The sequence below is a fragment of the Staphylococcus pragensis genome (assembly GCF_004785665.1).
GTDB classification, from domain to species: Bacteria; Bacillota; Bacilli; order Staphylococcales; family Staphylococcaceae; genus Staphylococcus; species Staphylococcus pragensis.
In genome coordinates this window covers 20,989-35,123 of the sequence record NZ_SRPJ01000009.1, presented here as the reverse complement: position 1 = coordinate 35,123, position 14,135 = coordinate 20,989, and the positions used below count along the sequence as shown (strand labels likewise).

Here is a 14,135-nt window from a genome sequence, read left to right as displayed (position 1 = left end):
GAGGTGAAACCTGACATGACTATTACCAAACATAATATAGATGAAACAGTTAAATCAGCACGTCGTGTGATAACGCCACTTTCACCTATCTCAATTTTTGCAGCACGCAACCCTTGGGAAGAAATGGAACATCAAACCTTCGACCAAGTCGCACAGTGGTTTAAACACGTACGAGATATTGATTTATACCCTAGCCACGCCTCTGTGATGACTGCTTTGGAAAAGGGCGAGATAGACCAATCTATCGTTGAAGAAGAAGTCAAACAAGCTGTGCGTACATACGAGACAACTGTACCTCAACAACATATCGACACTTATTGCAAAAATGCAATGCGCATACAAGATGTACCGCAAGATTTAATCACGAAAGAAGCATACTTAAAACTGGAAGTATCCAAACTTAAAGGCGTCTTTGAGAATGAACCATTTAAATATGCGCGTTCTAAAAGTGCCAATGCCTTTAATGCTAAAGGCGAATCCCTAATGGATGAGCTAAATACACATATTATCAAGTGGTCAAAACTTTATCTTGATAATTTCCAATCAAGTTGGACAATGCCTAAACGTGAAGAAGGATTCTATGTGGCATGGTTACACTTAGCTCAACATGATCCTATGTTGACGAAAACACAACGCAAAATGATTAAAACCTTGCCTCATGACTATAGAGAAGCACTTGTTATGGCATTAAATCATTTGGATATCGCAGAAGATGAACGCGAATTCTATTTAACAGGACATTTCCTATCATTGCCTGGATGGGCAGGAATGATGTATTATCGCGCAGAACAGAATGAACACGAAGAAGACTTACTCACACAATATCTTGCGATTCGTTTAACAATGGAATGTATCTTTTTAGATACTGAAAAAATGAGTCGCCCGGCAGTCTTAAATGTGGAAAGACGTATTAAAGAATTAGTGAGTAAATGGTTGTATTATGGTGAAATGTCTATTGATGAATGGGCAGCGATGTCGATTGAAGAACAAATTGCTCATTTGAGATTTGCACATGATTTTAATCCGCTTTATTTTAAAAAATTATGGCTTGAAGCATGGGAAGAAACACATGAACGTGAATTAGTAGATAGTATTTATGATAAATCGACGAAACAAGATACACCACAAACGCAAGTTCAATTAGCATTCTGTATTGACGTACGTTCTGAACCATTTCGTCGTCACTTAGAAAGCGAAGGTCCATTTGAAACAATTGGTATCGCAGGATTCTTCGGCTTACCGATTCGTAAAGAAGTATTAGATGAACAATTTAGTCATAATTCATTGCCAGTCATGGTACCACCTGCATATACAATTAAAGAATACGCAGATCGACATGCTTTAAATACGTATAATCAACAGCAACATTCAGTCACATCAATGTTTTACACATTTAAATTGATGAAACATAACGTGCTACCAAGTTTACTTTTACCAGAATTAAGTGGCCCATTCTTAAGTTTGAATACATTAGCAAGCACGCTGATACCAAAGAGCACACGCAACTTTGTTCGTAACTTCACGAAGAATTGGTTGAAGAAGCCAGAAGCTAAGTTAACAATCAATCGTGAACATGAAGTATATAGCGATTTACCAATTGGCTTCACTGAAGAAGAACAAGTCGCTTTCACGAGACAAGCATTACAACTTATGGATTTAACCACTGATTTCGCGCCACTTGTCGTTTTAGGTGGACACGGCAGTGAATCGAACAATAACCCATACCACGCTTCATTAGAATGTGGTGCTTGTGGTGGGGCATCAAGTGGCTTTAATGCTAAGTTACTTGCGATGATGTGTAACTTACCGCATGTGCGTCAAAGCTTAAAAGCAGAAGGTATTCATATTCCGGAAGAAACGGTATTTATTGCAGCAGAACATAAAACGTCTGTAGACGAATTAGAATATATTTATATGCCAGAGTTAACAGCGTCAGCTCAAAAAGCATTTGATATGTTAGAAGAAGCGATGCCACGTGTAAGTTATAAAGCCAATACTGAACGTTTAGCTAACTTACCTAGTTTAGATCAAGGCAAAGTGAAAAATCCGATTGCGGAAGCGCGTCGCTATGCGAGTGACTGGAGTGAAATCCGTCCAGAATGGGGTCTTGCTCGTAATGCAGAGTTTATTATTGGGCAACGTAGTATCACAGAAGGTACCAATTTAGAAGGTCGTGCATTTTTACATAATTACGATTGGAAAAAGGATGCAGACGGTCAGATTCTTAATACGATTATTTCTGGCCCAGCGCTAGTTGCGCAATGGATTAATTTACAATATTACGCTTCAACGGTAGCACCTCATTTTTATGGAAGTGGGAATAAAACAACACAATCTGTAACGTCAGGCGTTGGCATCATGCAAGGTAATTCAAGTGACTTGTTAGCGGGCTTACCATGGCAATCGGTGATGGCAGCGGATAATAAAATTTATCATTCTCCGATTCGTTTATTAGTGGTCATTCAAGCGCCTGATAGTTATATTGAAGCGTTACTTGAGAATAATATTAAATTTAAGCAGAAAGTAGATCATCGTTGGGTACGTCTAGCAAGTATCGATGAAGATGGCAGTTGGAAAGACTGGTAGGGAGTTCGGTTTTTCACGAAAAAGTGATAAAATAAGGTTAATCAATCAATAGGAGAGTTAGGATTAACCATGGCTAAAACTAAAGGTGCGTATGAAGCGGAAATTAGTAAAGCAATCACTCAGTGGGAAAAGGACTTTCTTGGGAGAGGTTCGCTTTCAGTTAAAACAGATATTTTAAGAGATATGATTATCGTCAATTTACAAGGTGTCTTAACTCCAGCAGAATACCGTGTATGTGAAACACAAGAAGGCTTACTTAATATTAAGCGTACACGTTCTGAACTTGTTGAATCCGGACAAGATGATTTAATGCAATTAATATTAGATATTACAGGCGTGAGCGTGAATAGCTTTCATAGTGACTTGAGTACAATCACTGGAGAACGCGTGATTGTCTTTAAATTAGATGATAATTTAGAAAAAACACTCCAAAAATAAATAATAACGTGCATAAACAGGATAAGAATCTTTCGAAACGAGATGGATTTCTGTCCTGTTATTTGTTTTATAAGCTAAATAGAGCGAATTAGTGTACAATTTACACAAGGAAATATATGAAATTAGGAACTGGTGAAAGTGGCATGACGAGACAAAAGAAAGAATTTACATCTGCGATAACGGTACCTATGTTCATGATTGGGTTAATTATTTTTATATTTTTAGCGATAAATGTGAGCATGAATACATTGTTTGTTCAAAACATTGACTTAGGTTCACTACATTGGCTCACTGAACGATTTGGAGAACCTCAAAGACAATTTGGAGACAATCTTTGGCAGGACTTTATGACTTTTTGCGCTGAAATTGGCGAAGTGAAATCGGTCATGTACATAACTGCATTTTTAGCGCTTATTTTATTATTTAAAAATTATAAAGTTTCGATATGGCTCATATTGAGTATCTATACAGGCACGTTAATGAATTATTTGATTAAACAACTGATTGAAAGACCACGTCCATATAATCATTTAATGAGGGATCATGGCTATTCGTTTCCAAGTGGACACTCAAATGCGAGTACATTATTAGCCTTAGCTTTACTTATCGTCATCTTGCCTATGATTAAGGTGATGGCTATAAGAATCATAAGCAGTGTGCTTACTATCATAATATGGATGGGCATTTTAGGTTGTCGTCTATATTTCCATGCTCATTATATTACGGATGTCGTGGGCGGTGTGTCGTTAGGTGTGCTATGGATAGCGTTGTTTTTAATGGTTGTTCCATTGTTTTATCTTAATTTTCCAAGAGCTAAAAGAAAGGTTGTTCAACGTCGTTAAATAAAGGAGAGATATCAATGACAAATGAACGTACATTAGTATTAGGCGGAGGCGGTATTACGGGTATCGCTTGGGAAGCTGGCGTGTTAGCAGGGTTAATAGATAATGGTATCAAATTAAATAAAGCGGATAAGATCATAGGTACGTCAGCTGGCTCATTTGTGGGAGCTGTGTTGGCGAATGGTTATGATATGAAGGATTATTATTATGAATTAGATGAGCGACGTGATGAGAATGATCGTGCTTCTATGTCGTCTGATGTTTATCGTTTATGGCAAAATGCCTTTATCGTAGGACGCGATGATGCTGAGAAAGTCGGACAAATGATGGGCGATATTGTGTATACGCGTCCTTCTAAAGTAGATTTAAATGAGCGTAAACAAGCGATTCGCCAACGTTTAGGTGATGTTGAGTGGAAAGATAATTTGGAAATTACTGCGATTAATGCTAAAACTGGAGTAACTGGTACATTTAATTCGCAAAGTGGCATAACGCTGGAAGAAGCGGTCACAGCGAGTGGTGCTGTGCCTGGTATTTGGCCACACATTCGTTTGAATGACAATGACTGGATTGATGGTGGCATGATTTCACCAACCAATGCGATGCTAGCGGAAGGCGCTAAGTCGATTATTATTCTAGCACCGTTAGCTGATGGCTTAAGTATGATGCCAAGCGCTTATGATGATGCTGAAAAGTTAAGCGCACACAGCCAAGTCTTAGTGATAAGTCCTGATAGTGATAGCCAAGCAGAAATTGGAGATAATATTTATAATCCAAATAATATCTTAAATATTGGTAATACAGGTTATCAACAAGGTCAAGCATTGGCTCAAGAAATTCGAAATCATTATAAGGAATGGGTAGACTAACACATTTTTAGATTTAAGCCTGCGGGCAGTGTTAATAAAACTTAATTTGCATTTGATTAGGGGGAGTTAGAATGAAAGTAAAATCACCACGTCCCATCCATCTTAAAGGGACACGAGAAGAAGCAGTATTATTATTACATTCTTTTACAGGCACGATTCGTGATGTTAAACATTTGGCGACCGTACTTAACGAAGCAGGTTATACGTGCTATGCACCTAATTATAGTGGGCATGGTTTACCTTTAAATGAATTCACTCAATTTACGATTAACGATTGGTGGAATGATGTTCAAGAAGCGTATCAATTTTTAAAAAATGAGGGCTTTGAAACGATTTATGTCACTGGCGTATCGTTAGGTGGTTTATTTACATTGAAATTAGCTGAAACAGTTAAAGTGGATAAAATCGCAGTGATGTCTGCGCCAAGTGAGAAAGAAGAAGCGGGTATTGCATGGCGTATGGAACGCTACGGTCAACGTATGAACGAATTATTGAATTTCGACGAAGAAACATCGCAACAACAATTAGAAAGTATTCAAGCATATCAACCTCATATTACGACATTTAAAAACTTTATTACTGGTATAACAGAAAATTTGAGCAACATTGAATTACCAGCAAGAATTTTATACGGCGGTAAAGATGAAGCATCTTATCAAGATGGTGCCAAATACATTTATCAACACATTAAGAGTGAAGATAAAGAATTAATGTGCCACCCATTATGTAAGCATTTGATGACCCACGGTGATGGTAGTGACAAAGTAGAAGCTGATATCATTGAATTCTTTAATGCATAAATTAATGGAGGAATAAGATGAAACGTACTTTTCTATTAACATATACAACAGTTTCTGGGAAATCATATACTGAATTTAAAACATTTCAACATGGGCCAGATTATGATACATGTGTGCAACGTTTAATTGATGAATTCGACGAACTTGCCTATTTATTTCTAAAAAATGATACGCAAGTACATTATATTAATATTGACCATATTGAAAGTCTAAGTATTCAAGAAGTCACTGAAGGACAAGCCATCGCATATGATTTTAATGGATAAAAAGTAGTAGAAGGTATAAAGAAGTGTGAGTTAAATACTTCTATCTTTAGGAATAAGAGAGTGGGACAATATGTTCGTAATGAATTCTGTCCCACTCTTAAATATATTAAGCTTTCGTATCGTTAAGAAATTGAATAACATTTTTTTGTTGGTAGACTACTAATTTATGTTCATTATCGTCTTTATCAATTACTTTTACTCCATTAGGAATAATACCTAGGCTTCTATATGGTTTTACTTCTTTTATATTGTCATAAGACACAAATACTGACTCTTTTTGAATATTCAAAGCGTGCGCAGTAAATTTGAAACCATTGTCCTCAAATAATACATGACCACCAACGGCCTCTTTTCCTTTCCAATAATTAGCTTTAATATTTTCATGAAGTAAAGACATAAATAATCCTCCTTTATAGACTCTTTTATACAAATGTTACTATATAGAGTAATAAATAAAAAATATATGTATATTGCACTCTTTAACTAGACGTGATAGAGTAGTACTTAAGTGCATAAACACTTTAACGCGTTAAAGGGAGTTGGTAAAATGAGTAGCCAATCGCAATGGAAGACTTCAACTGGATTTATTTTAGCAAGCGCTGGATCCGCAATCGGGCTAGGCGCAATGTGGAAGTTTCCTTATATGGCAGGGATTTACGGTGGTGGAGCTTTTCTACTCTTATTTTTATTATTTACGATATTTGTAGGATTCCCACTATTAATTATGGAATTTACAGTAGGTAAGATGGGAAGAACTTATACTACTCAAATATATAGCAAATTAACTGGTAAGAAATGGCTAAATATCATTGGTTGGAACGGTAATTTAGCTGTATTTATTTTATTTGGATTTTATAGCGTTATCGGTGGCTGGATTATTATTTATATTGGTAATGTCATCTTACAAATGCTATCTATTGAAAAAGCGTCACTCACTCAAATTAACTTTGAAAAAATTATTAGCAATCCTTGGTTAACAGTATTGGGACAAGGTATTTTTATTCTGTTGACTATGATTATAGTGATGATGGGTGTTGAAAAAGGTTTAGAAAAAGCGTCAAAAGTAATGATGCCGCTATTGTTTATCTTTTTAATTATTGTAGTAGTAAAATCTTTAACTTTAGACGGTGCGCTAGACGGCGTGCGCTATATCTTACAACCTAGAATGGAAGATATTTCTATGAAAGGTGTGCTTTTCGCACTAGGTCAATCGTTCTTCACGCTATCTTTAGGTACGACAGGAATGATTACATATGCGAGTTATGCCCCTAAAGCAATGACAATTAAATCGTCTGCGATTTCAATCGTTATTATGAATATTTTAGTGTCAGTATTAGCAGGATTAGCAATTTTCCCAGCATTAAAAACATTTGGCTATGCGCCTCAAGAAGGTCCAGGGTTATTATTTAAAGTGTTACCTCTAGTGTTTAGCCAAATGGGCTTTGGAACAGTATTTTATTTTATCTTTTTAATCCTGTTTTTATTTGCAGCCTTAACGTCATCTATTTCATTATTAGAACTTAATGTTTCTAATTTTACTAAAAATGATAATACTAAGCGTAAATCAGTTGCATTTGTGGCAAGTATTCTCGTATTTATTATAAGTATTCCAGCGACACTTTCATTCGGTAGTTTAAGTGGATTGAAGTTTGGCGCAGGTACTATTTTTGATAACATGGACTTTCTCGTATCAAATATATTAATGCCATTGGGCGCCTTAGGTACGACGCTTGTAGTTGGTCAATTATTAGATAAAGATACTTTAAAAGAAAGCTTTGGACGCGATAAGTTCAAATTCTTTGCGCCATGGTATTTCTTAATTAAATATATTATGCCAGTTGTTATCATATTAGTGTTTATCGTACAGTTATTTTAATATATATAAAAATGAGGTTGATTCCTACAAATTTATAGGAGTTCAACCTCATTTTTTATTTGAATAAAGTGTCTAAATAGTCACGTTCTATTTCTAAACCATGCACATAGTCATCTGACATGATTTCTTTACTGATTTCAATGTTTTTAGAGTTAATAAATAATACTAATTCATGATTTTCTTCTGTAGAATCAAAGAATGTCATTGCACGATGAATTATTTTTTCTTCTGAGAAAAGGATAAGCGTACGTCCGTACACTAAATCTTCTTTACCTCTTTGGTAAGAAGCTTCTAAGAAATCATAAACTTTTTCACCATCGTTATACTCAAATCCTGCATTAATATCACTATGGACTTTATCTGCTATATTAGAAAGTCTTTCTTTATCAGTTGTGTCTTCAGGTTTATATTGATCTTTGACATACATTTTCCATTTACTAAATTCGTCATTAATACGTTCTTTTAATTGTTGATCGTCACTATTATTTTTAAATTTTTCCACTAGTTCTTTTAATTCATCTAGTTCCATTAATTCTTCTCTAGATATGCCACTAGGTTCAAATTCTTCATAATGTTCATCTGCATGTACTGACATAGTGATTCCTCCTCGTTTTAAATACCTAAATCATTATTCCTTTAAATGATGTATTTAAAACATGGCAAGAGAGGATTGTATTTAATTTCAAAAATAAGGAATTACATATTTTCAAAAGTGACATCTTGCTTACGCAATTCATTCATCACTTTTTCAGGAATAGCAGAATTATTAATTGATACATTGATAAATGTACAATCTTTCATTTTTACATTATCAAGATGACATAAATCTAATGCAACATTCTCAAAAATTACTTTTTTAAACACGACATCTTTAAATGTTACATTACGTAAACTACAGTCTTTAAAGTAAGTATGCTCTATTGTTAAAGAATTGAATTGACTGTCATCAAACGTCGTCACACTATAATCAATTTTATTAATTAATGTTTTGAAGAAATTAGTATTTACAAAGATACTGCTACTAAAGTCACAATTTATCAATTTAGAATTAGAAATAGTATTGATATTTTTAAAGATACCTTCGCTGAAATTACAATTTTTAAAGCGACTTTTATTCACTTCCAATTCATCATACATAGCATTTCTAAAATTACTATTCGTATAAGTTAATTTTTTGTAATTTTCATTTGAAAATACGGATAAAGATAAATCTGCTTTTGAAGGCATAAGTAAATTCTCCTTTGTGTCATATTAGTTATAAAATATACGCCCTTTGTGTGTTTATTACATTAATCGTAACACGATTGTTAATAGGAACGATAGTTATTAATTAGTAATAGTAAATAGTCTAATTTTTTAGTTAATATATAATTTAGCTTTTTGCATTAATGCTAAGGATAGCGTATAATCCATAGTGGTTAAGTAAGAATTGTAGATTGTAAAAATTTTGGAAATGAATATTATTAAAAGAAAGTAGGTTATATTCAGACGGTTATCAACGTACTGGATACTCAACATGATTGCATATGATTTAATAGGACAAACACCACTAGTATTATTAGAAAGTTTTAGTGATGACAACGTTCAGATTTATGCTAAATTGGAACAATTTAATCCTGGTGGTAGCGTGAAAGATCGCTTAGGTAAATATTTAGTAGAAACAGCTATCAAAGAAGGACGACTTCATGAAGGCGATACTATTGTAGAGGCAACAGCAGGAAACACAGGTATTGGATTAGCAATTGCGGCTAATCGCTACAATTTAACATGCGTTATTTTCGCTCCGGAAGGCTTTTCAGAAGAGAAGATTTCAATTATGCGCGCGTTTGGTGCAGATATTAAGCGTACGCCGAGAGAAAACGGGATGATTGGTGCGCAACAAGAGGCACGAGCTTATGCCGAAGATGCAGGCGCTGTTTATATGAACCAGTTCGAAACAGAACATAATCCAGCTGCTTATACACATTCGCTAGGTAAACAACTTACAGATGCTTTACCGCACATTGATTACTTTGTGGCAGGTGCTGGCTCAGGCGGTACGTTCACTGGCGTCGCACAACATATGAAACAGTTCGATGTAAAGAATGTCATCGTTGAACCTGAAGGCTCAGTGCTTAATGGCGGTGAAGCGCATGCACATGATATTGAAGGTATTGGTTCTGAGAAATGGCCCGTCTTCTTAGATCGATCGTTAGTGGATAACATTATTACCGTGAGTGATAAAGATGGTTTTGAAAATGTGAAACTGTTGGCGAAACAAGAAGGCTTACTTGTAGGAAGTTCTTCAGGCGCTGCGTTACAAGGCGCGTTAGAGATTAAAAATCAAATCGATAAAGGTGTTATTGTAACCATTTTCCCAGATGGAAGCGATCGCTATATGTCGAAAAAAATATTTGAATACAAAGGAGATAAATAAAATGAAGAAAAAAACACAAATGATTCATGGTGGACATACGACAGATGACTATACTGGCGCAGTAACAACGCCAATTTATCAAACAAGTACGTATTTACAAGATGATATCGGTGATTTAAGACAAGGTTATGAATATTCTCGTACTGCGAATCCTACGCGTACATCATTAGAAAGTTTAATCGCGAACTTAGAGAACGGTAAACATGGTTTCGCATTTGGTTCAGGTATGGCGGCGATTAGCGCAGTTATTATGTTATTAGATAAAGGCGACCACATTATCTTAAATTCTGATGTGTATGGTGGTACTTATCGTGCATTAACAAAAGTGTTCACACGTTATGGCATCGATGTTGATTTCGTGGATACGACTCACATTGAAACGGTTAAAGACTATATTAAACCAGAAACTAAAATGTTATATGTAGAAACACCTTCAAACCCTTTATTACGTGTAACAGATATTAAACGTACTGCAGAAATTGCGAAAGAGCATCATTTAATTTCTGTCGTAGATAATACATTTATGACACCTTATTACCAAAATCCATTAGATTTCGGTATCGATATTGTCTTACATTCAGCAACAAAATATTTAGGTGGACATAGTGACGTAGTTGCAGGTTTAGTTGCTACTGCTGATGATGAGTTAGGCGAGCGTTTAGCGTTTATTTCAAATTCAACTGGTGGCGTGCTTGGACCACAAGATAGTTATTTATTAATTCGAGGTATTAAAACATTAGGTTTACGTATGGATCAAATTAACCGTAACGTTGAAGGTATCGTTGAAATGTTACAAAATCATCCAGCCGTACAACAAGTCTTCCATCCAAGCATTAAAGATCACTTAAATCATGATATTCATGCAGCACAATCAAGTGGTCATACTGGTGTTATCGCATTTGAAGTGAAAGATACAGAAGCTGCGAAACAATTAATCCATAAAACAACTTACTTCACATTAGCGGAAAGTCTGGGTGCTGTTGAAAGTTTAATTTCTGTACCAGCTTTAATGACACATGCGTCAATCCCAGCTGATGTTCGTGCTAAAGAAGGTATTACAGACGGATTAGTACGTTTATCTATTGGTATTGAAGATACAGATGATTTAGTTGAAGACTTAAAACAAGCTATTGATACTTTAAACGCGTAAGTAGATAGAAATTGATGATATAAAGAATAGTGAATAACGAATGCGCCACCGGAGGGCATTCGTTATTTTTTTATCAATTAATATTGAAAATTGTTAAAAATTACTATATAAGTAAATAAACACTAAAAATTTCAGAATTTTTTAATTTTTTAAAAAACTGTATTGACGCTTAATTGAGTATCCCCTATAATTCAATTATTCTTATATGTATAATCAGAATTAGATGAGGGTGAAGATGTTTGATTGAATTTCGAAATGTGAATAAAGTTTTTCGGAAAAAGCGAGAAACAATACATGCTTTGAAAGATGTGTCTTTCAAAATAAATAAAAATGACATATTCGGTGTCATTGGGTACAGTGGCGCTGGTAAAAGTACGCTCGTTCGATTAGTAAACCAACTTGAACATACTACAGAAGGCCAAGTGATTGTAGATGGCCACGAAATCAATACATATAGTGAAAAAGATCTTCGTAAAGTAAAAAAAGATATCGGTATGATATTCCAACACTTTAATTTATTAAATTCTAAAACAGTCTTTAAAAATGTTGCAATGCCACTTATTTTAAGTCATAAAAGTAAGGCGGAAATTAAAGAAAAGGTAGAAGAAATGTTAGAGTTCGTTGGTTTAGCCGACAAAAAGAATCAATTCCCCGATGAACTATCAGGTGGTCAAAAACAACGTGTAGCTATTGCGAGAGCACTCGTCACAAATCCTAAAATTTTATTGTGTGATGAAGCAACAAGTGCGTTAGACCCTGCAACTACGAGTTCAATTCTCCAATTATTAAAAAATGTAAATCAAACTTTCGGTGTCACAATTATGATGATTACTCATGAAATGAGTGTGATTCAAAAAGTTTGTAATCGTGTAGCTGTGATGGAACAAGGTAAAGTAGTAGAGCTTGGTACAGTTAAAGATGTATTTAGCCATCCTAAAACGAAGACAGCTAAAAGCTTTGTCTCTACAGTAATTAGTACTGAGCCATCGAAAGCGTTACGCAAATCATTTAAACGTGCAGATAACCATTACACAGATTATCAATTGTTTTTAGATAAACAACAAATTGAACAACCTTTAGTGAATGAACTTATTCGTCAATATCAGGTTAATGTGACGATTTTATTTTCATCTATGTCGGATATTCAAGATGAAACGGTGTGTTATTTGTGGTTACGTTTTGAACATGACCAACATTTTCAACGAGATAAGATTGAGGATTACTTTAATGCACATCATATTCAATTTGAGGAGGTGCGTTAGGTGTTTGGTTCAAGTATAGATTCATCTCAATTACTTCAAGCACTATACGAAACGTTATATATGGTGACAGTCGCACTGATTATTGGTGCGTTAATTGGTATACCATTAGGGATTTTATTAGTTGTTACACGAAAAAATGGGATATGGCCAAATGTCATTATTCACCAAATTCTTAATCCAGTTATTAATGTTTTAAGATCTATTCCATTTATTATTTTATTAATCGCGATTGTACCATTTACTAAATTGTTAGTAGGTACATCGATTGGAACGACTGCAGCGATTGTGCCACTAACAGTATACGTTGCACCTTACATAGCAAGATTAGTAGAGAATTCATTACTAGAAGTAGATGACGGTATTATTGAAGCGGCAAAAGCAATGGGAGCTTCACCGTTTCAAATTATCCGTCACTTCTTATTACCTGAAGCATTAGGCTCACTCGTTTTAGCGATTACTACTGCCATTATTGGATTAATTGGTAGTACGGCGATGGCTGGAGCTGTCGGAGGTGGCGGTATTGGTGACTTAGCTTTAGTGTACGGTTATCAACGTTTCGATACACTTGTCATCATTATTACAGTAGTAGTTTTAGTGATTATCGTCCAAATTATTCAATCATTAGGTAACTTTATTTCTAGAGTTATTCGAAGAAATTAGTTATTTAAATATATATTTTTTAATTAGGGAGGCATTTTCAGATGAAAAAAATTATCGGATTATTATTAGCGTCGTTAATTGTCTTAGCGGCATGTGGCGGAGGCGGCAACGATAAGAAAGTAACGATTGGGGTTGCTTCTAATGATACTGCTGCTTGGGAAAAGGTAAAAGAATTAGCTAAAAAAGATGGTATCGATGTCGAAATCAAACACTTCTCAGACTATAATGTGCCCAATAAAGCGTTAAGTGATGGGGACATTGATATGAACGCATTCCAACATTTCGCATTCTTAAATGAATATAAAAAAGCACATAAAGACACAAAAATTGATGCAATTAGTACAACTGTATTAGCACCATTAGGCGTTTATTCTAAAAAAGTTAAAGATATCAAAGATGTTAAAGATGGCGCAGAAGTCACTATTCCAAATGATGTGTCTAACCAAGCTCGAGCTTTAAAATTATTAGAATCAGCTGGATTATTAAAACTTAAAGACAACTTCGGTTTAAGTGGCACAACAAAAGATATTAAAGACAATCCAAAACATTTAAAAATTAAAGCAGTTGATGCACAACAAACTGCACGTGCATTAGATGATGTAGATATCTCAGTTATCAATAATGGGGTAGCGACTAAAGCTGGATTAGATGCTAAGAAAGATCCAATTTATTTAGAAAAATCTTCTTCAGACTCAGTAAAACCTTACATCAACATTGTTGCGGTGAACTCTAAAGATAAAGATAATAAAACAATTAAGAAAATTGTAGAGTTATATCATGGTAAAGAAGCACAAGAAGCATTGAAAAAAGATACTAAAGACGGAGAAAAAGCCGTTAATTTATCACAAAAAGAAATTAAAGAAATTGAAGATAGCTTAACTAAATAAAGATAATCAGTTTGGAAGGCCAATTAAGTATTCATATTCTTAATTGGTCTTTTACATTATCGTATAAATGTAAATTTTAAAAC

Annotated in this window: 15 protein-coding genes; 12 read left to right on the top strand and 3 right to left on the bottom strand. The window is 34.6% G+C overall.

The window, feature by feature from the left end; all coding sequences use genetic code 11:
- Positions 1-15: 15 nt before the first annotated feature.
- The 6 genes from E2558_RS11125 (at position 16) to E2558_RS11100 (ending at position 5,801) form a co-directional block, all read left to right on the top strand.
- Positions 16-2,586 (top strand): DUF2309 domain-containing protein, encoded by a 2,571-nt coding sequence (locus E2558_RS11125; protein WP_135789032.1) that lies wholly within the window; start codon positions 16-18, stop codon positions 2,584-2,586.
- A gap of 69 nt (positions 2,587-2,655) precedes the next feature.
- On the top strand, positions 2,656-3,024 hold the full coding sequence (locus E2558_RS11120) for a Na-translocating system protein MpsC family protein (RefSeq protein WP_126564845.1): 369 nt from the start codon (positions 2,656-2,658) through the stop codon (positions 3,022-3,024).
- Positions 3,025-3,167: 143 nt separating this feature from the next.
- Positions 3,168-3,866 carry a phosphatase PAP2 family protein gene (locus E2558_RS11115; protein ID WP_126564844.1) on the top strand — a complete coding sequence of 233 codons (699 nt, stop codon included), beginning with the start codon at positions 3,168-3,170 and terminating at the stop codon, positions 3,864-3,866.
- Between the two features lie 17 nt (positions 3,867-3,883).
- Positions 3,884-4,735: a patatin-like phospholipase family protein gene (locus E2558_RS11110; protein WP_188349598.1), complete on the top strand. Its 852-nt coding sequence runs from the start codon at positions 3,884-3,886 to the stop codon at positions 4,733-4,735.
- 71 nt (positions 4,736-4,806) lie between these two features.
- Positions 4,807-5,535: an alpha/beta hydrolase gene (locus E2558_RS11105; protein WP_126564842.1), complete on the top strand. Its 729-nt coding sequence runs from the start codon at positions 4,807-4,809 to the stop codon at positions 5,533-5,535.
- A gap of 17 nt (positions 5,536-5,552) precedes the next feature.
- A complete protein-coding gene (locus E2558_RS11100) occupies positions 5,553-5,801 on the top strand; it encodes a hypothetical protein (RefSeq protein WP_126564841.1) in 249 nt (82 codons plus the stop codon).
- A gap of 106 nt (positions 5,802-5,907) precedes the next feature.
- On the opposite strand, the gene E2558_RS11095 is transcribed toward E2558_RS11100, so the two are convergent.
- Positions 5,908-6,198, bottom strand: a complete 291-nt coding sequence (locus tag E2558_RS11095; protein WP_126564840.1) for a hypothetical protein — start codon at positions 6,196-6,198, stop codon at positions 5,908-5,910.
- Positions 6,199-6,348: 150 nt separating this feature from the next.
- On the opposite strand from E2558_RS11095, the gene E2558_RS11090 reads away from it, so the two are divergent.
- Complete coding sequence (locus tag E2558_RS11090; RefSeq protein WP_126564839.1) at positions 6,349-7,677, top strand: sodium-dependent transporter; 1,329 nt, start codon at positions 6,349-6,351, stop codon at positions 7,675-7,677.
- Positions 7,678-7,732: 55 nt separating this feature from the next.
- Here E2558_RS11090 and E2558_RS11085 read toward each other — a convergent pair whose 3' ends face one another.
- Both E2558_RS11085 and E2558_RS11080 read right to left on the bottom strand, forming a co-directional pair.
- Positions 7,733-8,272 (bottom strand): hypothetical protein, encoded by a 540-nt coding sequence (locus E2558_RS11085; protein ID WP_126564838.1) that lies wholly within the window; start codon positions 8,270-8,272, stop codon positions 7,733-7,735.
- Between the two features lie 101 nt (positions 8,273-8,373).
- Positions 8,374-8,904, bottom strand: coding sequence for a pentapeptide repeat-containing protein (locus tag E2558_RS11080; protein ID WP_126564837.1), 531 nt, complete (start codon positions 8,902-8,904; stop codon positions 8,374-8,376).
- A 289-nt stretch (positions 8,905-9,193) separates the two neighbouring features.
- Here E2558_RS11080 and E2558_RS11075 point away from each other — a divergent pair, with 289 nt between their 5' ends.
- The 5 genes from E2558_RS11075 (at position 9,194) to gmpC (ending at position 14,052) form a co-directional block, all read left to right on the top strand.
- Positions 9,194-10,093 carry a PLP-dependent cysteine synthase family protein gene (locus E2558_RS11075; protein WP_126564836.1) on the top strand — a complete coding sequence of 300 codons (900 nt, stop codon included), beginning with the start codon at positions 9,194-9,196 and terminating at the stop codon, positions 10,091-10,093.
- Position 10,094: 1 nt separating this feature from the next.
- The gene (locus tag E2558_RS11070; protein ID WP_126564835.1) at positions 10,095-11,243 is read left to right on the top strand and encodes a bifunctional cystathionine gamma-lyase/homocysteine desulfhydrase; all 1,149 of its coding nucleotides are present in this window, start codon (positions 10,095-10,097) and stop codon (positions 11,241-11,243) included.
- A gap of 239 nt (positions 11,244-11,482) precedes the next feature.
- A complete protein-coding gene (locus E2558_RS11065; RefSeq protein ID WP_126564834.1) occupies positions 11,483-12,505 on the top strand; it encodes a methionine ABC transporter ATP-binding protein in 1,023 nt (340 codons plus the stop codon).
- Positions 12,506-13,165 (top strand): methionine ABC transporter permease, encoded by a 660-nt coding sequence (locus tag E2558_RS11060; RefSeq protein ID WP_126564833.1) that lies wholly within the window; start codon positions 12,506-12,508, stop codon positions 13,163-13,165.
- A 41-nt stretch (positions 13,166-13,206) separates the two neighbouring features.
- On the top strand, positions 13,207-14,052 hold the full coding sequence (gene gmpC / locus E2558_RS11055; protein ID WP_126564832.1) for a dipeptide ABC transporter glycylmethionine-binding lipoprotein: 846 nt from the start codon (positions 13,207-13,209) through the stop codon (positions 14,050-14,052).
- Positions 14,053-14,135: the final 83 nt, after the last annotated feature.

Excerpts from the sequence above, each read along its gene's own strand:
- E2558_RS11125 (WP_135789032.1), top strand. The coding sequence starts at position 16 with ATGACTATTACCAAACATAATATAGATGAAACAGTTAAATCAGCACGT.
- E2558_RS11120 (WP_126564845.1), top strand. The coding sequence starts at position 2,656 with ATGGCTAAAACTAAAGGTGCGTATGAAGCGGAAATTAGTAAAGCAATC.
- E2558_RS11115 (WP_126564844.1), top strand. The coding sequence starts at position 3,168 with ATGACGAGACAAAAGAAAGAATTTACATCTGCGATAACGGTACCTATG.
- E2558_RS11110 (WP_188349598.1), top strand. The coding sequence starts at position 3,884 with ATGACAAATGAACGTACATTAGTATTAGGCGGAGGCGGTATTACGGGT.
- E2558_RS11105 (WP_126564842.1), top strand. The coding sequence starts at position 4,807 with ATGAAAGTAAAATCACCACGTCCCATCCATCTTAAAGGGACACGAGAA.
- E2558_RS11100 (WP_126564841.1), top strand. The coding sequence starts at position 5,553 with ATGAAACGTACTTTTCTATTAACATATACAACAGTTTCTGGGAAATCA.
- E2558_RS11095 (WP_126564840.1), bottom strand. The coding sequence starts at position 6,198 with ATGTCTTTACTTCATGAAAATATTAAAGCTAATTATTGGAAAGGAAAA.
- E2558_RS11090 (WP_126564839.1), top strand. The coding sequence starts at position 6,349 with ATGAGTAGCCAATCGCAATGGAAGACTTCAACTGGATTTATTTTAGCA.
- E2558_RS11085 (WP_126564838.1), bottom strand. The coding sequence starts at position 8,272 with ATGTCAGTACATGCAGATGAACATTATGAAGAATTTGAACCTAGTGGC.
- E2558_RS11080 (WP_126564837.1), bottom strand. The coding sequence starts at position 8,904 with ATGCCTTCAAAAGCAGATTTATCTTTATCCGTATTTTCAAATGAAAAT.
- E2558_RS11075 (WP_126564836.1), top strand. The coding sequence starts at position 9,194 with ATGATTGCATATGATTTAATAGGACAAACACCACTAGTATTATTAGAA.
- E2558_RS11070 (WP_126564835.1), top strand. The coding sequence starts at position 10,095 with ATGAAGAAAAAAACACAAATGATTCATGGTGGACATACGACAGATGAC.
- gmpC (WP_126564832.1), top strand. The coding sequence starts at position 13,207 with ATGAAAAAAATTATCGGATTATTATTAGCGTCGTTAATTGTCTTAGCG.